Genomic DNA, 26,826 nt, shown 5'->3' with positions numbered 1-26,826 from the left:
CATGACGAGAGGAAAGGTTCGCGCCCGCGTGCCGGCGCTGCCCACGACGGTCGTCGGCTCCTACCCCGTGCCGGCCTGGATGGAGCGGCTCAAGACCGACCACTCCCGGGGCCGGATGAGCTACAGCCAGCTGCAGGACGTCCACGACATGGCGATCAAGGCCGCCCTGCTCGACCAGGATCTGGCCGGGATCGACATCGTCTCCGACGGCGAGCTGCGCCGGGACAACGACATCGACTACACGCTGGCCCGGATGCCCGGCATCGAGATCCCGGAGCCGGTCAAGGACTACTACTTCGACTACCACGAGGCGAGGGTGGCCGCGCTGCCGGCGGTTCCCGCGCCGCCGCTGGGCCTGGCCGCGGACTACGCGTTCACCTCCGCCCAGACCAGCGCGCCGATCAAGTTCTCCTTCACCGGCCCGTTCTCGCTCTCCTGCCGGGTGCGCGAGCGCGGTCAGGTCAGCCGGCGGGACCTGGTCATGGCGATGGCCGGCGTACTCAACGCCGAGGCGCGCGCGCTGGCCGAGCTTGGCGCGGAGCTGCTCCAGATCGACGAGCCGTTCCTGGCCGGCCACACCGACCAGACCGCGCTGGCCGTCGACGCGATCAACGTGGTCACCGCCGGCGTGGACGTCACCTGGGCGCTGCACGTCTGCTACGGCAACCGCTACGCCCGCCCGTCCTGGGAGGGGCACTACGACTTCCTCTTCCCGGAGGTCCTGCGCGCCGACCTCGACCAGCTGGTCCTGGAGTTCGCCCGCAAGGGCGACGACGACCTCGCCATCATCGAGAAGTTCGGCTGGCCGGGCGAGCTGGGGCTCGGCGTCGTGGACGTGAAGAGCCCGGACGTCGAGTCGCCCGAACTCGTCGCGACCCGCATCCGCCGAGCCCTGCGGCACCTCCCGGCCGACCGGCTGATGATCAACCCCGACTGCGGCCTGCGCAACCTCACCGGCGCGACCGCGCGGGCGAAGCTGGCCGCCATGGTCCGCGGGACCCGGATCGTCCGGGCCGAGCTGGCCACCCCCACAGAAACCACACAGGGAGCGACGCCATGAGGAAAAACGACTTCCTCTTCACCTCCGAGTCGGTGACCGAGGGCCACCCGGACAAGATCGCTGACGCGATCTCCGACGCGGTGCTGGACGCCGCGCTGACCACCGACCCGCTGGCCCGGGTGGCCTGCGAGACAATGATCACCACCGGCATGGTCGTGCTGGCCGGCGAGATCACCACGCCCACGCAGCTCGACTACACCCGGATCGTCCGCGACACGGTCAACCGCATCGGCTACGACGACGGCGCGTACGGGTTCGACGGCAACCACTGCGCCGTCCTGGTCGCGCTGGACAAGCAGTCCCCGGACATCGCCCAGGGCGTCGACCGGGCCCACGAGCACCGCGAGGGCCGGTCCGACGACGCGTTCGACCGGGTCGGCGCGGGCGACCAGGGCATGATGTTCGGCTACGCCTGCGACGACACACCCGAGCTCATGCCGATGCCGATCACGCTCGCCCACCGCCTGTCCCGCCGGCTGGCCCAGGTGCGCAGGACCGGGGCGGTCGGCTACCTCCGGCCGGACGGCAAGACGCAGGTGACGATCCGCTACCGCGACGGCGTCCCGGCCGGGATCGAACGCGTGCTCATCTCCACCCAGCACGCCGAGGAGGCGACGGCCGACCAGATCCGCGAGGACATGTGGAACACCGTCGTCACCCCCGTCCTGCCCGCCGACCTGTACGACCCCGGCGAGCTGCACCGCACCCTCCTGATCAACCCGACCGGGCGCTTCGTCATCGGCGGCCCGGTGGGCGACGCCGGCCTCACCGGCCGCAAGATCATCATCGACACGTACGGCGGTTTCGCCCGCCACGGCGGGGGCGCGTTCTCCGGCAAGGACCCGTCCAAGGTCGATCGCTCCGCGGCGTACGCCGCCCGGTACGTCGCCAAGAACGTCGTCGCCGCCGGTCTGGCGCGGCGGGCCGAGGTGCAGGTGGCGTACGCGATCGGGGTGGCCAGGCCGGTCTCCCTGCTGATCGACACCTTCGGCACCGAGCGCGTCGATCCGGCCGTGATCGAGGAACTCGTCACGGACTCCTTCGACCTGCGGCCCGCGGCGTTCCGCGGCTACCTCGACCTGCACCGGCCCATCTACCAGGCGACCTCGTCCTACGGCCACTTCGGCCGTACCGACGTGGACCTGCCCTGGGAGCGCACCGACCGCGCCGACGAACTGCGGGCGGCCGCCGGTCTGAGCGCCGACGCCACGCCGTCGATGGTCTGAGAGGGGGCACCGTGTCGATCGCCGTTTCGGCCCAGCCCGTCGCGCTCGCCCCGGCCGGACCAGCCGGTCCCGACGACATCGCACGCCTGGTCGTCTCATGCCCGGACGGTCCCGGCATCGTGGCCCTCATCAGCTCCTTCCTCTACCGGCAGGGCGCCAACATCCTCCAGTCCGACCAGTTCTCCACCGGTTCCCGCGGCGGGCGGTTCATGCTGCGCACCGAGTTCCAGCTGGGGCGCGTACGGGAGCGGCTGGAGCTGCTTGAGCGGCAGTTCGAGTTCGAGGTGGCGCGGCGCCTGCGTGCCACCTTCCGGGTACGGCCGGCGGCGACGCCCACCCGGGTCGCGATCTTCGTCTCCCGGCACGACCACTGCCTGCTCGACCTGCTGTGGCGGGCGCGCCGCGGCGAACTGCCGGTCGAGGTCGTCACGGTGATCTCCAACCATGCCGACCTGGAGCGGGACGTGGCCGGGTTCGGCGCGCCCTTCGTCCACATCCCGGTCACCCCGGCGACGAAGGCGGAGGCCGAGTCGGCCCAGCTGGACGCGATCGCGGGCCAGGTCGATCTGGTGGTGCTGGCCCGGTACATGCAGGTCCTGTCCGGGGACTTTCTCGACGACGTCGGCGTACCGGTGATCAACATCCACCACTCGTTCCTGCCGGCGTTCGCCGGGGCCGGGCCGTACGAGCGGGCCAAGGCGCGCGGGGTCAAGCTCATCGGCGCGACCGCGCACTACGCCACCGAGGACCTCGACGAGGGCCCGATCATCGAGCAGGACGTCGTCCGCGTGTCGCACCGGACCGGCGTGCCCGACCTGGTCCGCAAGGGTGCCGACATCGAGCGGGCCGTGCTGGCCCGGGCGGTCGACTGGCACTGCGCCGACCGCGTCTTCGTCGACGGCTCCACCACCGTCGTCTTCTGACCGCCCAGGAGGCACACCCATGGCCATCGGCCCCATCGCGATCACCGGTTCGATCGCGACCGACCACCTCATGCACTTCCCCGGCAGGTTCGGCGAGCACCTCATCGCCGAACAGCTCGACCGGGTCTCGCTGAGCTTCCTCGTCGACGACCTGGAGATCCGGCGCGGCGGCGTCGCCGCCAACATCGCCTTCTCGCTGGGCGTCCTCGGCAAGAACCCGGTGCTGGTGGGGGCCGTGGGCGCCGACTTCGCCGACTACCGCTCCTGGCTGGAACGGCACGGCGTCGACTGCGGCGGCGTACTGACCGTCGACGGCGCGCACACCCCGAGGTTCAGCTGCATGACCGACGACGACCAGTGCCAGATCGCGTCCTTCTACCCGGGCGCGATGGCCTCCTCCAGCTCGATCGACCTGGCGCCGGTCCTCGCGTCCCGCCGGGTCGCCCTGGTGCTCGTCGGGGCCGGCGACCCGGAAGCCATGCTGGCCCACACCGTCCAGGCCCACCGGCTCGGCGTGGCCGTCGCCGCGGACCCGTCGCAGCAGCTTCCCCGCCTGGACCGCGACGACTGCCGGGCCCTGGTCGACGGAGCCGGATACCTGTTCACGAACGAGTACGAATGGGAACTGCTCGTCCGCCGCACCGGCTGGGCGGAACGCGAGATCACCGAACGGGTGGGACTCCGCGTCACCACCCTCGGCGACAAGGGCGCCCGTTTGGTCGGCGGCGGCATAGACCTCCAGGTGGACGCCGTACCGGCCAGGGAGATCCTCGACCCGACCGGGGTGGGCGACGCCTTCCGGGCCGGATTCCTGGCCGGCGTCGACAGCGGGCTCCCCGTCGAACACGCGGCCCAGCTGGCCTCGCTGATCGCGACCGCCGTGCTGGAGAGCGTCGGCAGCCAGGAATGGACGCTCACCGCGCGAGACGGAACCGAACGACTCTCCGCCGCGTACGGCCCGGCTGCCGCGGCGGCGATCGGTCCCCACCTGCGGACGGTGTTCGGATGACCGCGAAGATCCTGGACGGCCGGCTCGTCGCCGAGCAGGTCGTGGCCCGCGCGGCCGGCGAGATCGCCGCGTCCGACCGCGTGCCCGGGCTCGCCACGGTCCTCGTCGGAGACGACCCCGCCTCCGCCATCTACGTGCGGAACAAGCGGCGGCGCTGCGTGGCGGCGGGCATCCGCGACCTGCATCGCAAGTTCGGCGCGGACGTCACCCAGGACGAGCTCGCCGCCGCCATCCACGCGCTCGGCGACGATCCCGGCGTCACCGGCATCCTGCTCCAGCTGCCGCTGCCGCCGCACCTGGACGCCGCCGCGCTGGTGTCGCTGATCCCGCCGGAGAAGGACGTGGACGGCCTGACCGAGACCAGCGCCGGGCGTCTCGCGCTCGGCCGCCCAGGGCTGCGCCCCTGCACCCCCCTCGGGGTCCTCGAACTCCTGGACGCCCACGGAATCGCCCTGTCCGGAGCCGAAGCCGTCGTCGTCGGGCGCTCCAACCTGGTCGGCAAACCCATGGCGCAACTGCTGCTGCGCCGCGACGCGACGGTGACCGTGTGCCATTCACGCACCCGCGACCTCGCGGCGGCCTGCCGTCGCGCGGACATCCTCATCGTCGCGGCCGGCCTGCCCGGCCTGATCACCGCCGACGCGGTGAAACCCGGCGCGACCGTGATCGACGTCGGCATCCACCGCACCCCGGACGGCCTGCGCGGCGACGTCGACTTCACCGCCGTCCGCACGGTGGCCGGCGCCATCACCCCCGTCCCCGGCGGCGTCGGCCCGATGACGATCGCGATGCTCCTCGCCAACACGGCCACGGCCGCACGCCTCCCCGCCAATGCCTACGGGGCAACCTTCCTGAGCAGCTGAGCGCCACCGCGATCGGCGGCGACGCGCTGAACAGTTCGGGCGAAGGAGACGATCTCCGGCCGTGAGGCCGTCAGGCGTCGGGGTCGCGGAGTCCGACGGCGTCGTGACGCCAGAACGGCTCGGAGTAGACCAGCGTCCCTGTCATCCACGGCTCGTACGCCGGAAGTCTGATCACCTGGAATGCGGCGTCGGGGATGCGCAGGGACGGCTTGCGGAAGCCGAACTCGGCCCCCGAGACGAACCCGAAGCGGGAGTAATAGCCCGGATCACCTTCCAGGAACAGGAGCGGGCTCTCCCCTTGGCCGAGAGCCTCCAGCCCGGCGCGGACCAGGGCCGACCCGATGCCCTGCCGCTGCCGTTCGGGCAGCACCCCCAGCGGACTGAGCACCAGCACATCGACCAGCCGCCGCGGGGCATCGAGCAGACTCCGGGTGAACGCGATATGCCCGACGACCTGCCCCGCATCCTCGGCCACCAGGGCGAACCCCCCACCGGAGCCCATCCCCTCACGCAGGGTCTCGACCAGATCGGCCACACCCTCATCACCGAACGCTCGCAGACAAACCTGACGCACCGCGTCCGCGTCACCCGGCCGCTCTTCTCGAAACTCCACCCCCGGAGGCTAATCGGCCACTTCCCCCGTAGGCATCTGCTTTTTACCCACGAGCCAAAGGATTTGTCAGTACGGCTGGCTGTCTGACCCGCGACCGAGACCAGTTGGCCGCTCCCGCCTGGGTCGACGCGTACCTGCGCCTGGAAACTCGCGCTGGACCTACGCTGACCTGCTTCGGTATCGCACGCACACCTGCGCGGTCAGCCCGCCATTCAACCGTGACGATAGAACTACATAACGTCATCTCTTGAAACTCTCTAGCGGAGCGGGAGTGTCCGGACTCGGATGCCAGAGGTGGTAAACGCAGCGATGGCACGCGTCCGGAGATGCGGTTCGAGAACATCGAGATGGTTGAGGATGATGTTGACCAAGTCCTGTGGTCGGAACTCAAGCAGTTCTCGCACCATCCGCGGAGATGATGACGCGGCTGTCGGCTACTGCGAGGGCCATGATCCTTGTATCGGGCGCACTCGTGGCTTGAAGATCCCGGACGTGAACTGAGTCGTGACCGGCCTTGGTCAACAGCTCGGCAACGCGGGGGGAGAGAGGTTTTCGTCGATCAGAAGTTCACGCAGGCTCGCGAAGGCGGTAGAAGTGGACGTTGGTCGAGGCCGCCGCGTACTCAAGGGCTTGCCTGATGTCCGCACGCTTCAGGTCCGGGTAGTCGAAGAGGATGTCCTCGAAGGTCCATCCGGCGGCGACGAGCCGGACGACGGTCTCGACAGTGATGCGCAGACCCCGGATTGTGGGCTTGCCTTCAAGCTTGTCGGGCTCGACAGCGATCCGATCGAAGTTCATGGTGTCTCCCCTCATGCCCAATACTGTCAGGTTGGCCTTGAAGGGGCGACTGAGATGCGCTGGGAGAGACGGCAAAACCGCGCTGGACCTGCGCTGACGTTCCCCTCCGACCTATCTCGACGCACAGAAGGAGATCGTCATCGGCGCCTTCGCCGGGGCGCGCCGAATGGCGGGAGCGCCCGGGGGCGGAGACTGTTCTGCCCCCGGGCGCTTCTGTCAGCCCACGCAGCCGGTGATGGTGCTCACCGGTACGCAGTTGCCGTTGTTGTTACGGCGTACGACCGAGTATTTGAGTGTGACGGTGCCAGGGGCCACGACGGCGATACCGGCGCCTGACGTGCCCCTGTTGTATTCGACTCGCGAGCGGAAGAGTGAGGTGGTGCCCGCGCTGGCGAATCCGGCACCGGACCCGAGCGCGGAGGTGTTGGCGTTGATGACGGTCTTGCTGACACGCGTCGTGTGGGCCGCGGCGGTGTAGAGTCCGCCACCCAGGTTGTTGGTGACGTTTCCGATGAGCCTGGCGTAGTAAACGGTCATATCGCCGTTATTGTAGATTCCGGCGCCATTGCCGTTTGGGGCAAAATTTGTCTCGATTGTGGAATTTCTGATCAGTGCGCCGCCGGAGTTGTAGATTCCGGCGCCGTCGCCGGAGTTCGCGGTGTTTCCGGATACCAGGCTGAGACGCACGATCAGGGTGCCCGCGTTCCGGATCCCCGCGCCGTTCCCCGTGGAGAGATTTCCGTTGAGGATGAAAAGTCCCTCGACCTCCAGCCTGCCGGTGACGCCCACGTCCAGGATGCGGATATTCGGCGTGGCCGCATCGCGCCTGATCGTGGTGGCTTTTCCGATGAGTGAAACCCTCCCGGTGATCTGCGGTAGCTCGGCGGTGAGGTCGTACACGCAGGCAGGCGCCAGCCGGAGGATCGACGGTGTCGCGTTGGCCGCGGTGATCGCGTTGGACAGTGCCATGGCACTGCACGGCACCGACACGACGCGTGGCCGGGGGAGGGACGCCGCCGCTGAAGGCGACGACGTCGAAATGAGCGCCGCCCCCGCGACAATGGCAACACCCGTACTTCTAGCGAACCGTCCCATCAAATCCCCTTTGGATGGAAATCGACATTTCTCGATCGAAGGACCGATGGGCATTCGATCACCGCGCTCGCCATTACGCCACGGTATGAATTGTGTATTTCCGAACCTTTGCCGCCCTGCTCCGCGCTCTATGGCGTACCTGGCGGATCTCGTGGTCTCACCCTGGTTGGCAGGCTCGGGCTCTGCTGCTGGGGATCAGCGACGAAGGTCTTTGTTCACGATTAACCCGTCCGTGCCAGCCTCTCCTTTCGCCAGCCGTCACGTCACCGGACGCGCGCCCCGGGGCCCAGCGGCGCAAGCTCAGGTTCCACGAGAAACTGGGCACCTACCTCCCGACTCAGGCGTGTCACTGAGATGCGGGCCAGCGCTCGAGGAGGGGGTGCAGGGCGTCGAGGCAGCGGGTCCAGGAGGCGTCCGCTGGGCGTGCGTGCGCGAAACCGCCTGCGGCCTCAAGGTTGCTGAAGCCGTGGAGCATGCTGCGCATCAGCCGACCGCGTCGGTTAGGTCGGGTTCGTTCAGTTTGTAGGCGCGCAGCATGCTGTAGGTGAGTTCGACCGCGCGTCGCGGCCCGGACGCACGGGCCAGGAATTCGGGGTCGACCGCTATCGGGATCTGCGTCGCCGTGTACCGGCCCGGGTGGTCGTGGGCGTACTTCCGCCAGGCGTTCGCGTACGCCACCAGCGCGTCCTTGCCGGCTCGCCCGGCGGTGGCCTCCGCGACGCGAATGGTCTTCTCGTCCGCCGCCAGCAGCGCGATCCGTCCGCGCAGGTCCTCCAGGTTGCGTACGTGCGCTGTACCTAATACCACTAGTCCATCGCCCGGAGCATGCCCAAGCCGCCCGTGCGGAAGAACCGGACGAGCAGCATCCCCGCTAGAACGAGGAAGACGATGTTCAGCCACGTCGTGTAGTTCCACGTGATGCCTTCGGCCGGAAGTCGCGCGTGCGCCTGGTCGGGGATGAGACCGAGAGCGCCGAAGAGGAATTCCACGGCGTACCCGGCGACGACGGCGGCGAGATAGAAAGTCCCCAGCAGGAACAGCGTCATTCTCAGGCCGTAGTACTTCCGGTAGATGTGCAGAATCGGCAGGATCAGCAGGTCGGCGAAGATGAACGCGATGACGCCGCCGAAGCTGATTCCGCTCTTCCACAGCACCACCGCCAGCGGCACATTCCCGATCGAGCACACGAACGACATGACGGCCACCAGCGGGCCGATGACCGGGCCCCACAGTTTCGCGGCCAGTGGATCGTCGGAGAAGAAGAACACCTGCCAGAAGGAGTCCGGCACCCAGGCCGCGATGGCGCCCGCGATCAGCAGTCCCGCCACCAGGTCGCGCAGAATGGCCGCCCACTCCATGACGAAGACATGCGCGGTGGCGGTGAATCCCTCCCCGGAGAAAAGCCTCCGCCCCCCTACGGACATGTCCATCGCCGCGTGGCCTTCCATCGACCCCGCCAGCCCGCGCTCGGCCTGTGTACGAGCCTGCCGTACCAGACCGGGCCGCAGCCACACCCGGAAAAGCACCGCCACCACGACGATCATGACGAACCCGCCGGCGAATTCGGCGAGCGTGAACTGCCAGCCCATCAGCAGCGCCAGAATCACCCCGAGTTCGACCACCAGATTGGTGGACGCGATCTCGAACGCCATCGCCGCCGTGAAATCGGCCCCCTTACGGAACAACGACCGCGCCAGCGCCACCGCCGCGTACGAGCAGGACGAGGAGGCGACCCCCAGCCCCGCGGCCACCGCGAGCGTACGCGGACGACAATCCCCCAGCAACGCGACCACAGTCGACTTCGCCACCACCGCCTGCACCACGGCGGACAACGCGAATCCGAGCACCAACGCCCAGGTGATCTCCCAGGTCATGGCCCCCGCGACGGCCAGTGCGCGCAGAACGGCATCCAACATCCCGCCAGCATTTCCCGCCGCCCGCGGCAACGCGGCCCCGGACACGCGGGGCGGAACGTCACGAGGTGGTCGAGGGCTGGTGGCGGTGCGGCATGGCCGGGTGAATGCCGTGCACCAGGAAAGCCATCTGGATCAGCTTTGTCGTTCTTCACATCCTCCAGCGGCAGGGCCACGGTGGCGAGAAAACACCTTGACTTCCTTGAAGTACTTCTCCACGCCCTTGTCGTTGAACAGCGGCAGGAGCCCTCGCAAGATCTTGATGCCCGCCTGCTGATTGGCGACGTTCACGATGAGACGCCGTTGCCGTTGCCGTTGCTCCTGGGTAGGGCGGAAGCCCGGATACCGCGCATATGAGAAGGAGAAATAGTCCCCGTTTTCAGCGCGTCCCGTATATCGGTGCCGCCCATCGCCATGAGCTGGTTGACGACGTTGTACGTCCCGGGCCCGGCGCCCGCGATGAGCTGGAAGATCTCCGCTTCCGTGATCGCCTTGCCCAGATAGCCGAGCGCGCTGAAGCCCAGCCTCGCGTAGATTCTTTGCCGCAGTGTCTCCGTGTCGACGGCGAGTACGCCCTCGATGTACAGGTCGTTGTACAGAGCCTGGACGAATTCCATGTCGCGGGCCGCGTTCAGGCGGTAGCGAGTCATGTCCTGCCGGTCCATGTCCGCCAGCCGGTTCCCGCGCCTCTTCGTCAAGGCCAGCGTCTGCGATCTCCCGGTGGGGGACCTCGTCCGCTGCGACGGGCCACCCTCAGCACGGGTCACCAGCCTTCTCGGCCCGCTGGCGTCGGACTCCTCGAAATGTTGAACCTTCTCCCGCCGCAGCTTGCGCTGGGAGGATTCGAGCGGCTTGCGTCCGAGGTGCTCGGAAACTGCGTCGACAGCGTGGGAGTGAGCGATTTGCTCGGCGGCTGGACCGGCTGTTTCCTCGACGGCGTAAGTGTCGGCCCCGGCTTCAGGGTCAGTGGCTCTTCCTCAGACGACGAGGTCGTGCTTTCCCCCAGATTCTGGAGGATCGGCGCGTACCGCATCGGGAACTCGACAGGGCCGTCGGGGGTTTGCCGGAGCATCATGCGCGCCGGCCTCACCTTGAGCTCCCGGCGGACGAGCTGACGAGGTTGCGGATCGGGCTCCTGGATCTCCAGGGCAGGGCGGGACAAAGTGGGGGATCGCCCGCCCGGCCAGGCAAGACGAATTGGCGCGAACCGCCCATGCCAGTACCTTGCAGCTCATGGCTGAGCACGAAGTTCCGGAGCGGCATGCCAGCTGGCTTGAGCTGTTCTTCGATCTGATCATCGTGGTCGCGGTCGCTCAGCTGGCGCACGTGCTCCACCCCAGCCCCGGCCACCCGGTCGGGCTCGCCGACGCGGGCCTGTTCATCGTGCTCTACTACGCGGTGTGGAGCGTCTGGACCAGCTTCACCCTCTACGCCAACGTGGCCGGCGAACGCACCCGCCGCCAGTCCATGCTGATCGCCATGTTCGGCATCGCGGTGATGGCCGCCGCCATCCCGGAAGCCGCGGGGGATCGGGCGCGCGTGTTCGCCATCGCGTACGTGGCCTGCCGGGTGCTCGCCACCCGCACCTGGATCAGGACCGGCACCTTCCTCGGCGCCTGGCCCGCCGCCCAGTACGGCGCGGGCCTCATCCCCTGGATCATCTCGATCTGGGTGCACGCGCCCGGCCGGTACTGGCTCTGGGGCTTCGGCGTGGCGGCCGACATCGTCATCTCCTACCTGCAGAGCCGTCACCCCGAGCAGAGACTGTCCGTGCTCCGCGACGAGGCTCAGCGCCAGCAGGCGCGCTCCCAGCTGCGCGGCCGGACGCCCCGGCGGATCGCCCTCCCGGCCGTGGCCCGGCTCAACACCCCGCACCTGGGCGAACGCCTGGGCCTTTTCGTGATCATCGTGCTCGGCGAGGCCGTCATGCAGGTCGTCGTGGCGGCGGGGGAGATCGGCTGGACTCCCGCCTTCAGCGCCGCCGCCCTGGCCGGTTTCGGCCTGCTGGTCTGCCTGTGGTGGCTCACCCTGGAGTACGGCGCCGCCGCCGTGCCCGGGTTCGGCGGCCTACAGGCCCGGATCACGCTACCCGCCCACTTCGCGATGACCGCCGGAGTCGCGGCCACCGCCGCCGGCCTGGGCGCCCTCGCCGAACACGCCGACGGCCACCTCGCCACCGCCGTCCGCTGGACCCTCTGCGGCGGAATGACCGCCTACTTCCTGACCTCCGCCGTCCTGGGCGCCGCCGCCCGGTCCCCCCTGCGCTGGCTGCTCGGCTGGGCCCTGCCGGCCGTGCTGGTGCCCGTGCTGCTTGCGGTCTTCGGGGGCGGGCTGGCGGCGTGGTGGATCGTGGTGGGGCTGCTCGCGGTGGCGTACTGGCAGGTGAGCTATCCCGCGGTGATGCGCAGGCTCGGCCGGCCAGAAGAAAGCTAAGGCTGTTATCACGCGTTCGATTACTCGTTGAGTCGGAGTTCGCCCACACGCAGACCGGCCTGGAATCGAGAGTCGGCCTCCAGTTTCGCCATCAATTCCGCGACGCGTCTCCGGTAAGTGCGCAGGGAGAGGCCGAGTTGTCTGGCCGCGGTCTCGTCGGTGTGTCCCGCACCGAGGGCGCGGAGGACCGTCAGGCTGTCCGCGTCGAGGTGTGGCACGTCTCCGTGGAAATAGGCGGCGAGGTCGGTGGCGGTCGCCCAGGCAGCTTGGAAGAGGGCGTACACGCCACCGACCAGCGTCGGTGAGGTGGTCACCGTGAACTCGCGTTGGACCGGTGCGTCACGGCCGGCGAGGATCATCACCCGCCGGTCGATGATGATCGTCTCGTAGGGGAGCTGGGTCGAGCTGATCCGCACTCGGGCGCCCTTTGACATGACCTGGCGGAGGTGTAGCCGGGCCGCTTCGTCGGTCAGCGCGACCGGGCTGAGGAGTTTGTTCACGGCGAAGCCGACTTCGCTGGCCGCCAGCATTTTGCTGCTGATCGACTGTCGCGCCGAGGGCAGGGACCACGTGTTGAGGTCACGCGCCGCGCACACGAACTCGTGCTTGGCTCCGGTGAACAGATGACCGGCGCGGGCGATGAGTTCCGCGTCACCGCGGACCGTGAGGACCTGATCGGCAGTCACTTGTTCATCATCCCCGTCATGGTGCGGGCGATGGCAGTTTGCTGCCATCGCGTTGGGCCACTGTACAAACCCGGGGGAGGCTGACCGGCATGACGACGGACAACGCGTATTCAGATTCAGCCAGCCCTGCGGCCCTCTCGGGAAATTTCCTTCTCGGTGGAGAGCTTCCCGTACACCGGCTCGGCTTCGGAGCGATGCGGCTCCCGGCCGGCACTTTTCAGGGGGCCGTACGTGACCCGGAGACCGGCATCGCGGTGCTTCGCCGTGCGGTCGAACTGGGCGTCGATCACATCGATACGGCTTGGTTCTATCGCAGGGGCGGGGTGGTGGCCAACGAACTCATCCGGACGGCGCTCGCGCCGTACAAAGAAGACCTGGTGATCGCGGCGAAAGTCGGGCCATTGTTCGGCAGTGACGGACTTCCGACCGACCAGGCCGGGCCGGAGCAGCTCCGGGGCCTGGTCGAGGACAACCTGCGCACCCTTGGCGTGGACCGGCTCGACCTCGTCTACCTGCGGGTGGGCGGCATGACCGCCCCCGGTGGGGAGTCGATCGCCACCCGGTTCGCGGCCCTCGCCCAGCTGCGCGAGGAGGGGCTGATCCGCCATCTGGGCGTCAGCAACGTCAAAGCCGCCCAGTTGGCGGAGGCGCGGGAGATCGCCCCGGTAGCGGCCGTGCAGAACAGTTTTCACGTGCAGGATCAGGGCGACGCCAAGCTTCTGGCAGAGTGCGAGAAGGCCGGGATCGCGTTCGTGTCATTCTTCCCGCTCGGTGGCGGCTATCGTCCGATCGACCCGACCCGGATAGCACAGGTCATGGCCCGCCACCAGGCAACCTCCGCCCAGGTGGCACTCGCTTGGCTACTGGCGAAATCACCCGCGCTCCTCGCCATTCCCGGCACCGGTTCCCTTGACCACCTGGAGGAGAACATGGGGGCGAGCCATATTCGCCTGACACCTCAAGACCATGCCACGCTCGCGGACTGACACCGAGTAATTCGGTTCTTTCATATTGCTAAATCGCACGCGAAAAACAATTGCCCAATGGCTGGGCCGGTGGACCCCCGGTAGGATCGGCCGCGTGGATCTGGACGACACCGCCGCCCGGCTCGGGGTATCCGTCGAGGACGTCGACCGCGTACACCAGCTCGCCGGTGATCGGCCGTCGGCTCCGCTGCCGGCCAAGGCCGACGCGCCCGCGATCCTCGCTCGGCTCGCGGTGCGGCCGGACGACGTCGCCGAGATCATGGCGGGCTGGCCCGACCCCGGCTCCCCGCTGTGGACTCCGGAGCTGCGCTGGCTGCTCGACCGCTCGATCGCCCTGGTCCGCGCCGATCTCGGCGGCCACGGCTGGCTGGCGCCCGGTCCGGAGCTGCCGCGCGAACGGGGCCCCGCCTGGCGGCATCTCTATGTGTACGCATACCTGGCCCTGGTCGACGTCGTCATGGAGTACCACCGCGACCACGGCATCGCCGATGCCGTGTCGTGGCTGACCCTCGCGGACCTGGGCCGCAACCTCGCGATCGACCGGCGGATGAACCGCGAGGGCTGGCCGGTCATGCAGAGCTGGCTGACGCTGCACGCGCGCGGCAGCGTCTACGAGCTGGGCCGGCTGCAGTACCACCGCGGCGGCGCCACCCTCGACGTGCACATCTTCGAGTCGGGGCCGATGACTCCGGAGGCGGTCGCGGCGTCGCTCGACGAGGCCCGCGCGTTCTTCCCGCGCCACTTTCCCGACGAGCGCTACACGGCGTTCGGCTGCGGCTCGTGGCTGCTCGACCCGCAGCTGCTGGAGTACCTGCCCGCGGACTCCAATATCGCCCGGTTCCAGCGGAGGTTCGAGCTGGAACCCTACGAGGAGCCGGAAGGGCTGAACGCCGACGTCGAGGTGCTGCGGTTCGTGTTCCGCTCCCTGACCACGCCACTCGACCAGCTGCCCCGCCGCACCGTGCTCCAGCGCGCGATCGTCGACCACCTGAAGGCCGGCCGCCACTGGCAGTGGCGCCGCGGCCGCTTCCCGATCTAGCCACACCCCCGGTGCGGATTTAGGAGTACACTTTTAAGTACTGTACTCCTAAAAATTGAAGGTCATGATGTCGTTGCCGCGGCCATCGGACATGTTCGACCGCGAGTGGGAGTGGGAACAGCTCTCGCGGTTCGTCGCCAACGAGTCCCGGGGCGCCACCCTCGGCGTGGTCTCCGGACGGCGCCGACAGGGCAAGACGTTCCTGCTGGAAGCCGTCTGCGAGGAGACAGGCGGCTTCTACTACGCCGCCACCGAGGCCGTGCCCAGGGCGGAGGCACTGCGCCAACTCGGCGAGGCCGTCTCCGCCTTCGCCGGGACGCCGGGACGGGTCAGGTTCGAAAACTGGGAGGAGGCGATCGACGGCCTGCTCTTCCTGGGCGCCGAGCGGACCGTCCCCGTCGTCCTGGACGAGTTCCCCTATTTGGTACGCGACGCCAAGGACTTGCCGTCGGTCATCCAGAAAGCACTGTCGCCACGCCGCGAGCAGCGGGGGATGTCCAGGTCACGTCTGCTGCTGTGCGGATCGTCGATCTCCTTCATGGGCGGCCTGCTCTCCGGTCAGGCGCCGCTGCGCGGGCGGGCCGGGCTGGAACTGGTGGTGCCCACCTTCAACTTCCGGCAGGCCGCCGAGTTCTGGGGGCTGGCGGCCGAGCCTCGCCTGGCGGCCCTGGTCTACTTCGTCGTCGGCGGCACCCCCGCCTACCGCACCGAGTATCTGGCCGGGATCGCCCCGGCGGGCTTGGCCGACTTCGACCGCTGGGTCGTCGAATACGTGCTCAACCCGGCCAGTCCCCTTTTCCGCGAGGTGCGTTTCCTGCTCGCCGAGGATCCGGCGCTACGCGACACCGGCCTCTATCACACGGTCCTGGCCGCGGTCGCCGAGGGCAACGCGACCCGCAGCGGCATCGCGGGCAGAATCGAGCGCAAGGCCGTCGACATCTCCCACCACCTGACCGTGCTGGAGGACGCCGGCCTCCTGGTGGCCGACCCTGACGCCTTCCGCCGGAACCGCTCTGAGTACCGGATCACCGAGCCGTTGGTCCGCTTCTACCACTCGATCATGCGGCCCTACTGGGCGCAGTTGGAACGGGTGCGGCAGGGGCGTACCGAGCGGATCTGGCACACCGCCCAGCCCCGCTTCCGCAGCAACGTGGCGGGGCCGGTGTACGAGCGGATGTGCCGGGTGTGGTGTGAGGATTTCGCGTCTGAGGAGACGCTGGGTGACATGGCCGGAAGCGTCCAGTCCGGGGTTGTTCACGACGTCGCCACCCGTACGGGCCACGAGGTGGACGTGGCAGTCCGTGGCCCCGACAGCGTGCTGCTCGCCATTGGGGAGGCCAAGTGGGGGGACATTGTGGGGCTCGGGCACTTGGAGCGGCTGGAGCGGGTGGCGGCGCTACTCGCGGCCAGGGGCGAGGCGCCGGGGCGGCTGCTGCTGTTCAGCGGGGTGGGGTTCATGCCGGCGTTGCAGGAGGCAGCGGCCCGCAGCGACGGGCGGGTGCAGTTGGTAGGACTGGAGCGGTTGTACACAGGTTCGTGACCGGTTGGGACGGACGGCCTATAGAGCGCAGCCCCAGCTGTAGACGAAGCCGTCGGGGGTTCTGGCCAGGACATGCTGGTCCCCGGACTCGACGTCGTCGATTTCGGGCAGCCCGCTGACGAGCGCCGGTGTGCGGTGCGTCCCCCCGAACGCACCGAGCCCGAGCTGGCCTTGCTGGTTGTTCCCCCAGGACCGGACCTGGCCGTCGGAGCCGAGCGCGTAGCTGGTGCCGAATCCGGCCGCCACGTCGACGATGCCGGTCAGGCCCGGCACCGGCGCGGGGGTGGTGTGCGAGGTGTCGGTCCCGTCGCCCAGCTCACCGAAGGAGTTCCCGCCCCAGGCCCAGACCGTGCCATCGGCGGCAAGACCGAGACTGTGGTACGTGCCTCCGGCAACGGCGACGAAGTCGCCGGGGATGTTCACCGGCACCCGCTGACTGTTGGACGGCGGCACATTCGGCCCCAACTGCCCGAAGGTGTTGTTGCCCCAGCTCAGGGCCTGCCCGACGACCTGCGGACCCGCCGACGCGGGACCCCCCGGCACGAGCGCGGCAACCGTGAGCGACACGGCCGCCATCATTTTCAGCCAGTTTTTGGCCATTTCCCCCTCATTTCCACGACTAACTCAGTGAAGGTAACGAGGGCTCACGCGGCCCGCCCAGGTCCACTTCTGGCCGGGAAACTCACGTATCTGGTCTTGTGTCAGCCGGTCTGGCAGACGAGGATGCGCCCGTCCAGGGTGCCGATGACGACAGTGTCGGGCGGGTGCGTGCCCAGGGACAGCGGGACGACGGGATGACCGTTGACCATGAGCTTCTGTTGGCCGAGGACGTGTCCGTCGGTGGCGCGGAGCGCGAGTAGTTCACCCGAGTTGAGGGACACATAGACGATGCCATCGAGGGCGTCCACCGCGGTGACCTGGTGGATGGCGGCGTGAGTCCACTGGGCGCGACCGTCAGGGTAGGACCGGCGTACCACCTGGACGTTGGCGGGCAGCGAGGGCAGTCCGTTGTGGACGATGCTGGCATGGATCACCGCATCGCCTTCGGCGTCGCTGATGAACACTCCGGGACTGTCGCGGATGTGCCCGCCACGGTCGGCATCCCACTCCAGCGGGAACAGGCGCTCGATGACCTGTCCCGCCGGGTCCAAAGCCACCACCCATTTGTCCTCGTACGACTGCTGTCCCATGCCTTTGAGGAACAGCAGAGTGGGAGCCCGGCGAATGTCGAGGAAATGGTTGAACAGGTCGTAGCCGCCCAGCTGGACCTCGGCGACCAGCGCGCCGGATGGATCGAAGACCAGCGTCGGCCGGTGTGCGCCGTGGGAGGTGTCGCGTACGGCGAGACGGCCGCCGTCGTCGGTAGTGATCACGGCGGAATGGCCGAGGACGTGGAGCGGTTCGCGGGAGCCGTCGGCGAGGCCGACGCGTTCGATGGTGGCGCGCGAGTCGTCCCAGCGCCGTCCCCTTGAGCTGTTGACGGTCGCGGTCGCGCCGCCGGGGTCGACGAGGATCTGGCAGCCCGTGCCGTCGGCGGGCAGCGACCACAACGGCTCGCCCGCCCCGGTCCAGCATTCGGCGGCCACCCGGTCGAGACCGGCCACGACCCGCCCGTCGGCGAGCGCCGCGACAGCCCACACGTGGCTACGCAGCACCCGCCGTAGCCCGGCCTCGGCGGCGATGGCGCGCAGGGCGGCCTCGGCGGTGGCCCGGTTGGTGCCGTCAACCCCTTCGACCGGCGTGGCCGGCAGGTCGGCGACGCGTACCGAACGCGCGCGGACGGCCGTCCAGTCGTCCAGCGTGATCGTGGTGGCCACCGCGGAGGTGCCGAGCTCCTCCAGCTCATCGTCGTCGCGTACCGACATGGTCAGTTCCAGCGTCTGCCCGTCCCGCCAGCGCAGCTGGGTGACCTCCCGGGACCTGTCGAGGAGTGAGACGCCACGACCGGAGTCGAGGTCGAGGATGATCAGCTCGCCCTCGAACATGTGGCCGCCGTCGTAGGAGCCAGAACCGATGGCCAGGATCGGGCGTTCGGGATGGAAGGCCAGGGCGTTGACGTCCCAGCGCAGCCGCAGCAACCACCTGCACCGGAGCGTGCGGGCCGCGTAGACGCCGACGCGATGCCAGGCCCTCGTGCCAGTGGTCCTGCCGACGTCGCGCCCGGTCCACTGGAGGTAACCCGGCGAGCCGCCGACGGCGATGTGCTCACCGGTGGGATCGGTCAGGACCACACACGCCTCGCCGACCTCCGCGAACGGACCGTCACCGAGCACCTGCCGGACGGACGCCACCGCGCCCTCGTCGGGCTCAGCCACGTTCACGGCCGACCGGTTCGAGCAGGGTCTCGGCCAGTATCCGGGCCAGCCAGTTCTGGCAGTCCTGCACGCTCCAGCCGCAGACCTCGGTGAACCGCTCGGTCAGCTCGAAGGAGGTCAGGGCGTAGATCTGATCGGCGGCCCGCTCGACGGCCAGCCCGGTGCGCAGCACGCCGATCGCGGCCAGGTGCTCGGCCGGGTCCCGGCTGCCGATCAGTCGCTGCTGCTCCGTGCTCGCCAGCAGGTCGGTCAATTGCGCATCGGCGGCCGCGGCGGCGCGCAGGATGCGCGTTGCTGCTGCTCGGTCTGTTCGCCGGCGGTGTCTTCTTCACCGTGCTCGCTCCGTCGCTGCGCCTGCTGCCCGGACCCGCCTACGTGCGGTACTGGCAGGCGCTCAACATCGATTACGGCCGCGCCATGCCGGTGCTCCTGCTCACCTGCCTCGCGCTGCTCCTGGCGACGTGCGTACTTTCGTACCGGCGCGGCTGGCTCGTCTTCGGGCTCAGCGTCGCCGCCCTGCTGCTGATCGCGGCCACGATCGTGCTCACCGTGACCCAGCTGGAGCCGCTCAATCTGCTCGCGAACTCCTGGAACGCCGACCAGCTGCCGGCTGACTGGACCGATGCCCGCGAGAGCTGGTGGACGCTGCACGCGGTGCGCACCGTGATGGCGGTGACGGCCTTCGCCGGACTCCTGGTCGCGCAGGCGGTCGACCAGGGCGGCAGCGTAAGAGCAGACAGCCCGGATTCGGTCGTACGGATGGCGCCGATTCTCAATCGCTAGGCCGACCTGGATCGTATGGGACAGTTGGGCGCTGTTATCCACACGGTTCGAAGCGGGAGTCATGGCGGCGGAGTTTCAGCTCGGCGATTACATCCTGGTGCAGGACGGTAGGACCCTTGAAATCTTTCACCGGGGTCTGTCCGAGAGCAGCCGCTACCACGTGGCGTTTCTAGGAGCGGACGTCAAGCCGCACGGTGATGGGTTCAAGGTCCGGCTCGGTGCCAGGCGGGGCGATGACCAGGTCATAGGCGGAGTGAGCCTGAAGATGAACCAGGAGGAGTTCGCACGGTTTCGTGATTTCATCGCCTTGGCCATCGCGGCTCGCGACCGGTGAACCATAAGGCAACGGTCAGCCCAGCCCTCCGGGGCGCCGGCAGTGGTGTCGTGATACCGGAGCGGGCCGGCGGATCGCGACGCGTGGTGTTCATGGTGGGCACGGCCGGGGGCCCGCCAAGGTGTTCTTCCGCGGGGCGATCTCGGCGTTCAGGTGAGCCCGGCGCAGGGACGACATGCCCTCCGTCAGGGTTTCCCGAACCACGGCGTGGGCGAAGCCGAAGCACCCGGGGGATCGTTCGGTGATGAGGGCGGCGGCCATGGCGGGCTCCAGCCGGTCGAGTGCCGCACCGAGGGACAGCCCGGCGACCCGGGCGACCAGCGCCAGGTCGAACTCGCCGCCGGTCGTCGCGGCGAGGCGCAGCAGGTCGGCGGTGGGCCGGGGCAGGCGGCTGATCCGGCCGAGTACCACGTCGCGCACCCCGGGCGGGACCGCGCCGGCGGCCCGGTGGCCGATGAGTTCCGTGGCGAAGAAGGGGTTGCCGCCGGTGCGATCGTGCGGGGACCGCAGATTGTCCTCCGGTGTGCCGGCGGGAGCCAGTTGGGCCAGCTCGTGGAGGGTGAGGCCGGTCAGTGGAAGCCGCAGGGCCCGGCGTCGGGCCAATGCCTCGAAGGTGTCGGTGAGCGCTTGGGCGGGTGCCATACCGTCGCGTGCCCGACCTGGTCGGCGCCGGCCTCACCAACCACGCCATCGCCCAGCGCCTGTTCCTCAGTGAGAAGACGATCCGCAACCACGTGTCGAACATCTTCGCCAAACTCGGCGTCTCCGGCCGCGCGGAGGCCGTCGCCCGAGCCCGCGACGCCCACCTCTGATCTCGTTCCTGGAGGATGGGCTTGAGTCTCCCGTAAGGGGAGACGCGAGGGTGGAGGCATGGACGGCGACGCGCAGCTGCCCAGGGGCGCCCTTCGGGACGAGCTGGAGACGGCTGCGCTGCGGCGAATCGCCCATGGGCTCTTCCGGGCCGGACTGGCCGAGCTCGGACAGGGCCCGGCTGACCGTCCGGGCCTCAGTCCCGGTGGCAACCGCGCACATCCGCGCCACGCGATGTCCCGCTGATTTGCGGTCCTCGTCCTCCTCGCACTGTCTCACCGCGTTCCCGTACCGGCTCAACCTGACCTCAGAGGTGATCTCTAATGCCCGCATCTCCGTCCGCCACCACCACCGTATTCTCTGGTCCGGCCCATCTCTCCCGGCTGGACGCGCCGCCGATCTGCTCGCCCTGCTCCAGGACACGGCCACAGAGCCGCGCATCGATACCCAGCTGGAGGCGCTGACCCTGGCCGTGGCAGCCGACCTGCCGGTGCTGCTGTGGGGAGAGCCGGGATCGGCAACACGCGGCCCTGAAGCAGCTCGCCGCAGCCCTTGACCTGTCGCTGACCACAGTGATCGCCAGCGTGCACGAACCGTCTGACTTCTCCGGCCTGCCCGTGGTCGGTGACGACCCCGCAGTACAGGGCATCCCGATGGCCCCGCCGGACTGGGCCGTGCGCCTGGCCCAGGCGGGCCGGGGGCTGCTCTTCCTGGACGAGCTGTCCACCGCACCGCCGGCCGTCCAGGCCGCTCTACTCCGCCTCGTGCTGGAGCGGCGGGTCGGCGCCTTGCGTCTTCCCCCCGGAGTACGGATCGTGGCGGCCGCCAATCCGCGATCCTCCGCAGCCGACGGCTGGGAACTGAGCGCGCCCCTGGCCAACCGGTTCGTTCATCTGCAGTGGGTTCATGACCACGACGTCGTGGTGCGCGGCCTGGGCGGGACCTGGCCGCATGCGTCGCTGCCACGGCTCGACCCGGATCGGTTGTCAGCGGCCGTGACGTTCGCCCGACGTGCGGTGTGCGGGCTCCTCGCCGCCCGCCCTGCCCTCGTGCATCGGCTGCCGAGTAACGAAGCCCGCCGGGGCGGGGCATGGCCCTCACCCCGCAGCTGGGAGATGGCACTGGTTCTGATCGCCTTCGCCACCGCGGCGAACACGTCCAGGGATGTGCTGTCCATGCTCGTCCGGGGCGCGGTAGGGGACGGTCCGGGGCTGGAACTGCTGGCCAGCATGGACCGGATGGACCTCCCGGACCCGGAGGTGCTGCTGGCTGATCCGGCGGCTGCCGACCTGCCGGAACGGGGCGACCTGCGCCAAGCCGTACTCGATGGCGTGGTCCAGGCTGTCAGGAAGCGGCCGGACAAGTCTCGCTGGGACGCGGCGTGGGCACTGCTGGTCCGAGCGCTGGAGACCGGAGCCCCGGACCTGGTGGTCATCCCCGCGACCACACTCGCCACGCTGCGCCGCGCGGATTGGGACGTCCCGGCGTCCATGGAGAAGCTCGCCGGGGTGGTGTCCTTGAGCAGGCAGGCGGACAAGGCCGCGGCGCGGGTCGCCGCCGTCGCGGGGCCGAGCCGATGACGCCCGGCGTAGTGGGGACTCTGGACCTCGAGAAGCTCTTCGCCGCGCGGCTGCTCGCCGTCCGGGCTCGGCCCTACCTGGCGACGGCGCTGTTCGCGCTGCGCACGGTGGAGTCGCGACTCGTGCCGACGATGGCCGTGGACCGAAACTGGCGATGCTACGTTTCGCCGGCGTTCGTTGATCGGACCCCCGTGGAGGAGCTGGCAGGGGTGTGGGTACACGAGGTCTCCCACCTGCTGCGCGACCATCACGGGCGGAGCGACCGGGTCGCGTTGGAGCGGGGACTGACCGGACCGGGGGACCGGCTGCGGATGAACATCGCCGCGGACTGCGAGATCAACGACGATGTCTTCGGGGACGGGTTGGTCCGGCCCGAGGGCGCCGTCGACCCGGGGGTCCTCGGCCTGCCTGAGGGGGAACTCATGGAGGACTATCTGCGGCAGTTCCGGCTCGGGCCGTACACGCAGAATCTGGTCTGGCTGGACTGTGGCAGTGGCGCCGACGGAATGGAACGGGAGTGGGACCTCGGACCGGACGGCGCGAACGGGCTCAGCCCACAGGAACGAGACGCGGTTCGGTTCCGGGTGGCGGAAGGCATCATCGGCCGCCCCGGGAACCTCCCGAAGGGGTGGCGGCGGTGGGCGGAGGAGGCGTTTCACCCGCCGCAGCCGTGGCGGGAACTGCTCGGCGCGGCGGTTCGCTCGGCGGCCTCCGGCCCCGGCGCGGGTGAGGACTACACCTACGGCCGGCCGTCGCGGCGGTCCGCCGGCCTGCCCGGTGTCGTCCTGCCGAGCCTGCGCCGCAGGCCGCCTCGGGTCTCCGTGATCATCGACACGTCCGGGTCAGTCAGCGACGCCGAACTGGGTAGCGCACTTCTTGAGGTCGCCGCGATCGTCCGCGTCGTGGGCGGTCGGCGCGACCTGGTCAGCGTACTGTCGTGCGATGCGGCGGCCCAGGTCGTGCACCCGCTGTGCCGCGCCGAGGGAATCCCGCTGGTGGGCGGTGGCGGGACGGATCTACGTACGGGCTTCGCCAAGGCGCTGCGTGCAAGGCCGCGGCCTGACGTCATCGTGATCCTGACCGACGGTCAAACCCCCTGGCCGGATGCGCGGCCACCGTGCCGGACGGTGGTGGGACTGTTCCCTCGGAGCAGGGCACCCGGATCGGGGGGCGAGGACGATCCCGACTACGTGCCGGACGCGCCGCCCGAATGGGCACGGGTGGTCGTCCTCGGCTAGCTGTGCCCAATCAGGCGGTGCGTCCAACAAACAGGCCGTATCCAGCAGGCTGGGGACGGCACCGTACCTGAAGGTCACGGAGGCTATGAGCGGATGCGTAGATGACTGCATGAGCGGGTAGAGTCGGATTATCGGAGAATCCGAATGTGTGATGGAGGTGGATCGTGGCAACGCTCTCAGGCAAGGTACAGCCGGAGCCGCGGTTGAGAGCGCGCGCAAAGGTTCGCGCGAAGTCGCAGCTCACCCTGCCAGAGGAGGTTCGTCAGGCACTCCATATCGGTGAGGGAGACGAGGTGGAGTTCGCGGTCGCGGACGATGGCACGATCACTGTGCGGGGTTACATCTCCATTCCCACCGATCAGGCCTGGTTCTTCGCTCCGGAGTGGCTGGCGGGAGAGCGGGAGGCGGACGAGGACATCAGGCTTGAGCGAGGGACCAAGCACGAGTCCGCGGAGGACATGTTCGCTCACCTGGACAAGCTGGGGTCGGCGGACGACTGATGCCGACCTTCGAGACCACGCCGCGATTCGAGCGTGACTGGAAGAAGCTCCCTGAGTCGCGACAGGCGCTGTTCCGCAAGGTCGTGATGGAGTCGTTCGTACCTGATCTGGCCGCACCCGAGCGGCCCTTCCGCCCAGGGCTGCGGGTGAAGGGCGTCACCGCTCATCCCGGCGTTTTTGAGATGACTTGGGACGGTGACGGGCGGGCCACCTTCAGCTACGGAGAGGAACAGATCCCTGGTGAGCCCCACGTGGTGTGGCGGCGGATCGGAACTCATTCGATATTCACGCCCCCACCCGGCCCATAAGGTTGTCGCTACAGGTGCAGGGTTCCGCTGCGGGCGCGGTGTTCAAGCGGTGAGTGTCCGTGCAAACGGCGGAAAGCCGTGCTGAAGGCGCGGACGTCGGGGTAGCCGCAGGCCCTGGCCATTTCCGTCACCGTGGGACCCGTGTCCAGCAGCAGGGCGGCGGCCAGTTCGAGCCGCATCCTGCGCAGGGTCGCCATCAGGGACGCGCCTGTCTGCTCGCGAAACAGCCGCTCGGCGTGCCGTTCGGACAGGTGAGCGGTGGCGGCCACATCCCTGACCCTGACCGGCCGGCACAGGTTGTCGGCGAGGTGCCGCCGCATCGCCGCCACCACCTGGGACGGCCGGTCCCTGGGAGGCGGCTCGACCGCCAGGTCGTCCTCGTTCGCGAACGCCCTGGCGGTGTCCACCACCAGCGCGGCGCCGAGACCGGCCAGGCCGGCGTCGTACCCGGACCGCACCGGGTCGGCGTACCCGGCGAGTGCGGTGACGACCTCGGCCAGCGAGCCGGTACGGCGCGACACCACGGGACCGGCGGGGTCGGTGAGGCCGGACCACCAGCCACGCTCGTCCGGACCCGGAGCCTCCCGGCCGCCCCGCAGGGTGAAGCCCCAGAAGGCGATGCCGAGCGGGTCCTCCCGGCTCGACTCGATCTCGTGCACATCACCCGGCCTGGCCAGGAACACCTCACCGGTGCCGACGTCATGGTGTTCCCCGCCGACGCTGAACCGGCCCGCACCGGTGTAGACCAGGCAAACCTCGTGGAAGGAGTGCCGGTGCCAGTAGTTGCGCCAGGCGGGCTTGGTGTAGAACCCCCAGCTGACGAAGTCAGCCCTGAACCCTCCGACGTGGCAGGTGTCCAGCAGGCCGGTCAGGTCGGGCAGCCGACCGGCACCGGCCACGTCCGCCAAGCTCAAGCCGGTCTCCTGCCTGTCGGGTCCACTCCCGACAGCATCATGCCCTGCCCCAGTGAGGAGTCGTGCGTCTGGATCGACGGCGGGTCGGCCGGGTCGCGGAACTGTACCAGCCAGGTGGTCCTGGCCTCGTCGCTGACGTTCACACCCGAGCCGTGAACGGTCAGGTAGGTGAAGAACAGCACGTCCCCCGCCTCCGCGGGCAGCGGCACCGCAGCCTCGAACGGTACGTCGGTGAGGTGATGGCCACCCTCGGGGTCGTGCTCCCGCGGACCCTGGAGGTGGCTGCCCGGCACAACGCGGACGCAGCCCTTGTGCTCCGGCGCGTCGTCCAGGTGGAATATCGCGGCGCCGACCCGATGATGGGTGTGGGGGAAGAACGAGTGGTCCTGGTGCAGCGGGAACGGTGAGCCGTTCTCCGGCGGTTTCACGAACAGTTTGGTGTGGTGCAGCTGTACGTTCGGCACCCCCAGCACGGCCGCTGCGACGGAGGTGAACCGCTCATCCACCAGTAACCGGGAGAACGCCGCCGCGTAGAACTGCGCGTCATGCAGGTGCCGCAGTCGCGTCGGCGCACCGGCCGCGAGCCCAGCGGCCGAACCCCAGGTCGGGTCCTCGTCTCGGTCCGGCTGCCCGAGCAGGTCATGGGCGACCCGGCGGTACGCCGCCGCCTCATCCCTGGTCAGCAGGCCCTTCACCAGAACGTACCCATGCTCGGCGTAGTGGCCGGCGAGGGTTCGCAGATCGATCGTGGTCACGGTCATCGTGTCCTCCTAGTAGTGGTCGACCCCGACACTAGGAAGCCGGTTCTCGCCGCGACAGGCTCACAGCGGACAGCGATGTTCGTAAGACGGACAAGCGATCGGCACTGCTCCGACCTGCCGAGGCGTCAGGCCTGGCCTTGCGCAATGGCCTCTCACGACGCGACCTCGGTCTTCACCAGATGGTGGAGCGTCTCGCCCAGCTCCGTCGTGCAGCTGATGTGCCTGTCGCCGCTGGGCTGGAGGATGCCGCGCTGCTCGGCGTCGTACAGGCCGGCGAGCTCCTCGGCGAGCTGGGGCGGGACACCCGCCTGCACCATCAGGCCGGCCCATCCCGGCTGCGGGACGGTGACCACCTCCAGCGGCCGGCCGAGAACGGCCCCCAGTTCCTCGGCCACCTGCCGCTCGGTGTAGTGATGGCAGTCCAGGCCGATGACCTCCTCAGCCGGGGAAGGCGCCGAGAGCGCCTCGGCGACCACCACGCCGACGTCACGCGTCGCGACCATCGGAGTGGGCACGTCGGCCGAGTCGGCGAAGACCGGATAGACGCCGAGCTCGCGAGCGGCGCCGAGCACGGTCTCGACCTTCTCCTGGAAGTGCGGCGGGCGGATCGCGGTCAGGGTCACGCCCGTCTTCCGCAGCCGGTCCTCCATGTGGTGGAGCCAGCGGATCGGGCCAGTGCCCTCGGCCAGCTCCGCCCCGATCGACGAGAGCATCACCACGTGCGTGACCCCGCTGTCGAGGACCGCTCCGGCGATCGAGCCGGCCAGCCGTCGATGATCGGCGTCGGCATCGGTCAGGGCCGGGTCCGTCGGCAGCATGACGAACGCCGCGCGGCAACCACGGAAGGCATTCGCCAGCGCCGCCCTGTCGCCGAAGTCGGCGACGGTGATCTCCGCGCCCGCCTGCGACCAGGCTCCGGCCTTGGCCTTGTCGCGGACCACGGCCCGCACCGCTTCTCCCTTGGCCAGGAGTTCCCGGGCCGCCGCGCCGCCGACGTGGCCTGTCACTCCAGTGATCGCGTACATCGGATACCTCCGGTGAGTCGTCGAGGTGCGTCACCATCCAGTGAACGCGCCCGCAGAAAGACGATCCATATTCC

At 69.1% G+C, this 26,826-nt stretch carries 30 protein-coding genes and 2 pseudogenes; 16 read left to right on the top strand and 16 right to left on the bottom strand.

Annotation, left to right across the window (positions count from 1 at the left end; all coding sequences use genetic code 11):
- Position 1 precedes the first annotated feature (1 nt).
- The 5 genes from Acor_RS06235 to folD are packed head-to-tail and all read left to right on the top strand — an operon-like array spanning position 2 to position 5,081.
- The gene (locus tag Acor_RS06235) at positions 2-1,060 is read left to right on the top strand and encodes a uroporphyrinogen decarboxylase/cobalamine-independent methonine synthase family protein (RefSeq protein WP_155335581.1); all 1,059 of its coding nucleotides are present in this window, start codon (positions 2-4) and stop codon (positions 1,058-1,060) included.
- Entirely contained in the window at positions 1,057-2,286 is a 1,230-nt protein-coding gene (gene metK, locus Acor_RS06230) for a methionine adenosyltransferase (protein ID WP_155335580.1), read from the top strand. The genes Acor_RS06235 and metK overlap by 4 nt, the downstream gene beginning before the upstream one ends.
- An 11-nt stretch (positions 2,287-2,297) precedes the next feature.
- Positions 2,298-3,209 (top strand): formyltetrahydrofolate deformylase, encoded by a 912-nt coding sequence (gene purU / locus Acor_RS06225; protein WP_155335579.1) that lies wholly within the window; start codon positions 2,298-2,300, stop codon positions 3,207-3,209.
- A gap of 19 nt (positions 3,210-3,228) precedes the next feature.
- Positions 3,229-4,218, top strand: coding sequence for a carbohydrate kinase family protein (locus Acor_RS06220; RefSeq protein ID WP_155335578.1), 990 nt, complete (start codon positions 3,229-3,231; stop codon positions 4,216-4,218).
- Complete coding sequence (folD, locus tag Acor_RS06215; RefSeq protein ID WP_155335577.1) at positions 4,215-5,081, top strand: bifunctional methylenetetrahydrofolate dehydrogenase/methenyltetrahydrofolate cyclohydrolase FolD; 867 nt, start codon at positions 4,215-4,217, stop codon at positions 5,079-5,081. Before Acor_RS06220 ends, folD begins: the two co-directional genes overlap by 4 nt.
- A gap of 70 nt (positions 5,082-5,151) precedes the next feature.
- Here the strand turns inward: folD and Acor_RS06210 are convergent, their stop codons facing one another.
- From Acor_RS06210 to Acor_RS06180, 8 genes and pseudogenes are all read right to left on the bottom strand, one after another.
- Positions 5,152-5,694, bottom strand: coding sequence for a GNAT family N-acetyltransferase (locus Acor_RS06210; RefSeq protein ID WP_155335576.1), 543 nt, complete (start codon positions 5,692-5,694; stop codon positions 5,152-5,154).
- A 387-nt stretch (positions 5,695-6,081) separates the two neighbouring features.
- A pseudogene (locus Acor_RS46140) lies at positions 6,082-6,228 on the bottom strand (DUF5615 family PIN-like protein); the annotation flags it as partial.
- Positions 6,229-6,261: 33 nt separating this feature from the next.
- Positions 6,262-6,492, bottom strand: coding sequence for a DUF433 domain-containing protein (locus tag Acor_RS06205; protein WP_155335575.1), 231 nt, complete (start codon positions 6,490-6,492; stop codon positions 6,262-6,264).
- A 216-nt stretch (positions 6,493-6,708) separates the two neighbouring features.
- The gene (locus Acor_RS06200) at positions 6,709-7,461 is read right to left on the bottom strand and encodes a hypothetical protein (RefSeq protein ID WP_155335574.1); all 753 of its coding nucleotides are present in this window, start codon (positions 7,459-7,461) and stop codon (positions 6,709-6,711) included.
- A gap of 472 nt (positions 7,462-7,933) precedes the next feature.
- A pseudogene (locus tag Acor_RS46630) lies at positions 7,934-8,265 on the bottom strand (TetR-like C-terminal domain-containing protein).
- A gap of 128 nt (positions 8,266-8,393) precedes the next feature.
- A complete protein-coding gene (locus Acor_RS06190) occupies positions 8,394-9,503 on the bottom strand; it encodes a permease (RefSeq protein ID WP_218034150.1) in 1,110 nt (369 codons plus the stop codon).
- Between the two features lie 132 nt (positions 9,504-9,635).
- Positions 9,636-9,791, bottom strand: a complete 156-nt coding sequence (locus tag Acor_RS06185) for a hypothetical protein (RefSeq protein ID WP_155335573.1) — start codon at positions 9,789-9,791, stop codon at positions 9,636-9,638.
- A complete protein-coding gene (locus tag Acor_RS06180; RefSeq protein ID WP_155335572.1) occupies positions 9,788-10,198 on the bottom strand; it encodes a hypothetical protein in 411 nt (136 codons plus the stop codon). Before Acor_RS06180 ends, Acor_RS06185 begins: the two co-directional genes overlap by 4 nt.
- 535 nt (positions 10,199-10,733) lie before the next feature.
- On the opposite strand from Acor_RS06180, the gene Acor_RS06175 reads away from it, so the two are divergent.
- Entirely contained in the window at positions 10,734-11,933 is a 1,200-nt protein-coding gene (locus tag Acor_RS06175) for a low temperature requirement protein A (protein ID WP_155335571.1), read from the top strand.
- Between the two features lie 20 nt (positions 11,934-11,953).
- On the opposite strand, the gene Acor_RS06170 is transcribed toward Acor_RS06175, so the two are convergent.
- Positions 11,954-12,619: a helix-turn-helix transcriptional regulator gene (locus tag Acor_RS06170; protein ID WP_155335570.1), complete on the bottom strand. Its 666-nt coding sequence runs from the start codon at positions 12,617-12,619 to the stop codon at positions 11,954-11,956.
- A gap of 89 nt (positions 12,620-12,708) precedes the next feature.
- Here Acor_RS06170 and Acor_RS06165 point away from each other — a divergent pair, with 89 nt between their 5' ends.
- The 3 genes from Acor_RS06165 (at position 12,709) to Acor_RS06155 (ending at position 16,184) form a co-directional block, all read left to right on the top strand.
- Positions 12,709-13,605, top strand: a complete 897-nt coding sequence (locus Acor_RS06165; RefSeq protein ID WP_155335569.1) for an oxidoreductase — start codon at positions 12,709-12,711, stop codon at positions 13,603-13,605.
- Positions 13,606-13,699: 94 nt separating this feature from the next.
- A complete protein-coding gene (locus Acor_RS06160) occupies positions 13,700-14,644 on the top strand; it encodes an acyltransferase domain-containing protein (RefSeq protein WP_155335568.1) in 945 nt (314 codons plus the stop codon).
- Positions 14,645-14,708: 64 nt separating this feature from the next.
- Entirely contained in the window at positions 14,709-16,184 is a 1,476-nt protein-coding gene (locus Acor_RS06155; RefSeq protein ID WP_246238461.1) for an AAA family ATPase, read from the top strand.
- An 18-nt stretch (positions 16,185-16,202) separates the two neighbouring features.
- Here Acor_RS06155 and Acor_RS06150 read toward each other — a convergent pair whose 3' ends face one another.
- The 3 genes from Acor_RS06150 to Acor_RS06140 form a co-directional block, all read right to left on the bottom strand.
- Positions 16,203-16,784 carry an RCC1 domain-containing protein gene (locus Acor_RS06150; RefSeq protein ID WP_155335567.1) on the bottom strand — a complete coding sequence of 194 codons (582 nt, stop codon included), beginning with the start codon at positions 16,782-16,784 and terminating at the stop codon, positions 16,203-16,205.
- Between the two features lie 101 nt (positions 16,785-16,885).
- Entirely contained in the window at positions 16,886-18,505 is a 1,620-nt protein-coding gene (locus Acor_RS06145) for a PQQ-binding-like beta-propeller repeat protein (protein ID WP_155335566.1), read from the bottom strand.
- Positions 18,492-18,752, bottom strand: coding sequence for a hypothetical protein (locus tag Acor_RS06140; RefSeq protein WP_174876111.1), 261 nt, complete (start codon positions 18,750-18,752; stop codon positions 18,492-18,494). Before Acor_RS06140 ends, Acor_RS06145 begins: the two co-directional genes overlap by 14 nt.
- 38 nt (positions 18,753-18,790) lie before the next feature.
- Between Acor_RS06140 and Acor_RS06135 the strand changes: the two genes are divergently transcribed.
- Complete coding sequence (locus Acor_RS06135) at positions 18,791-19,282, top strand: anthrone oxygenase family protein (protein WP_246238460.1); 492 nt, start codon at positions 18,791-18,793, stop codon at positions 19,280-19,282.
- Positions 19,283-19,343: 61 nt separating this feature from the next.
- On the top strand, positions 19,344-19,616 hold the full coding sequence (locus Acor_RS06130) for a hypothetical protein (protein WP_155335564.1): 273 nt from the start codon (positions 19,344-19,346) through the stop codon (positions 19,614-19,616).
- A gap of 90 nt (positions 19,617-19,706) precedes the next feature.
- Here the strand turns inward: Acor_RS06130 and Acor_RS06125 are convergent, their stop codons facing one another.
- The gene (locus tag Acor_RS06125; RefSeq protein ID WP_155335563.1) at positions 19,707-20,258 is read right to left on the bottom strand and encodes a hypothetical protein; all 552 of its coding nucleotides are present in this window, start codon (positions 20,256-20,258) and stop codon (positions 19,707-19,709) included.
- An 8-nt stretch (positions 20,259-20,266) separates the two neighbouring features.
- Here Acor_RS06125 and Acor_RS06120 point away from each other — a divergent pair, with 8 nt between their 5' ends.
- From Acor_RS06120 to Acor_RS06100, 5 genes are all read left to right on the top strand, one after another.
- Positions 20,267-20,428, top strand: coding sequence for a LuxR C-terminal-related transcriptional regulator (locus tag Acor_RS06120; protein ID WP_281353160.1), 162 nt, complete (start codon positions 20,267-20,269; stop codon positions 20,426-20,428).
- A 582-nt stretch (positions 20,429-21,010) separates the two neighbouring features.
- Positions 21,011-22,006: a sigma 54-interacting transcriptional regulator gene (locus tag Acor_RS06115; RefSeq protein WP_246238459.1), complete on the top strand. Its 996-nt coding sequence runs from the start codon at positions 21,011-21,013 to the stop codon at positions 22,004-22,006.
- Positions 22,007-22,017: 11 nt separating this feature from the next.
- Entirely contained in the window at positions 22,018-23,244 is a 1,227-nt protein-coding gene (locus tag Acor_RS06110) for a vWA domain-containing protein (protein ID WP_246238458.1), read from the top strand.
- Between the two features lie 164 nt (positions 23,245-23,408).
- A complete protein-coding gene (locus Acor_RS45355) occupies positions 23,409-23,744 on the top strand; it encodes an AbrB/MazE/SpoVT family DNA-binding domain-containing protein (protein ID WP_281353159.1) in 336 nt (111 codons plus the stop codon).
- Entirely contained in the window at positions 23,744-24,052 is a 309-nt protein-coding gene (locus Acor_RS06100; protein ID WP_174876110.1) for a hypothetical protein, read from the top strand. The genes Acor_RS45355 and Acor_RS06100 overlap by 1 nt, the downstream gene beginning before the upstream one ends.
- An 8-nt stretch (positions 24,053-24,060) precedes the next feature.
- On the opposite strand, the gene Acor_RS06095 is transcribed toward Acor_RS06100, so the two are convergent.
- The 3 genes from Acor_RS06095 to Acor_RS06085 form a co-directional block, all read right to left on the bottom strand.
- Positions 24,061-24,966: an AraC family transcriptional regulator gene (locus Acor_RS06095; RefSeq protein WP_155335560.1), complete on the bottom strand. Its 906-nt coding sequence runs from the start codon at positions 24,964-24,966 to the stop codon at positions 24,061-24,063.
- Positions 24,963-25,727 carry a phytanoyl-CoA dioxygenase family protein gene (locus Acor_RS06090; protein ID WP_155335559.1) on the bottom strand — a complete coding sequence of 255 codons (765 nt, stop codon included), beginning with the start codon at positions 25,725-25,727 and terminating at the stop codon, positions 24,963-24,965. Before Acor_RS06090 ends, Acor_RS06095 begins: the two co-directional genes overlap by 4 nt.
- Positions 25,728-25,879: 152 nt before the next feature.
- Complete coding sequence (locus tag Acor_RS06085) at positions 25,880-26,752, bottom strand: NAD(P)H-binding protein (RefSeq protein ID WP_155335558.1); 873 nt, start codon at positions 26,750-26,752, stop codon at positions 25,880-25,882.
- Positions 26,753-26,826: the final 74 nt, after the last annotated feature.

Origin of the sequence: Acrocarpospora corrugata (assembly GCF_009687845.1) — a bacterium.
GTDB classification, from domain to species: Bacteria; Actinomycetota; Actinomycetes; order Streptosporangiales; family Streptosporangiaceae; genus Acrocarpospora; species Acrocarpospora corrugata.
This window is presented reverse-complemented; position numbering and strand designations above follow the sequence as displayed.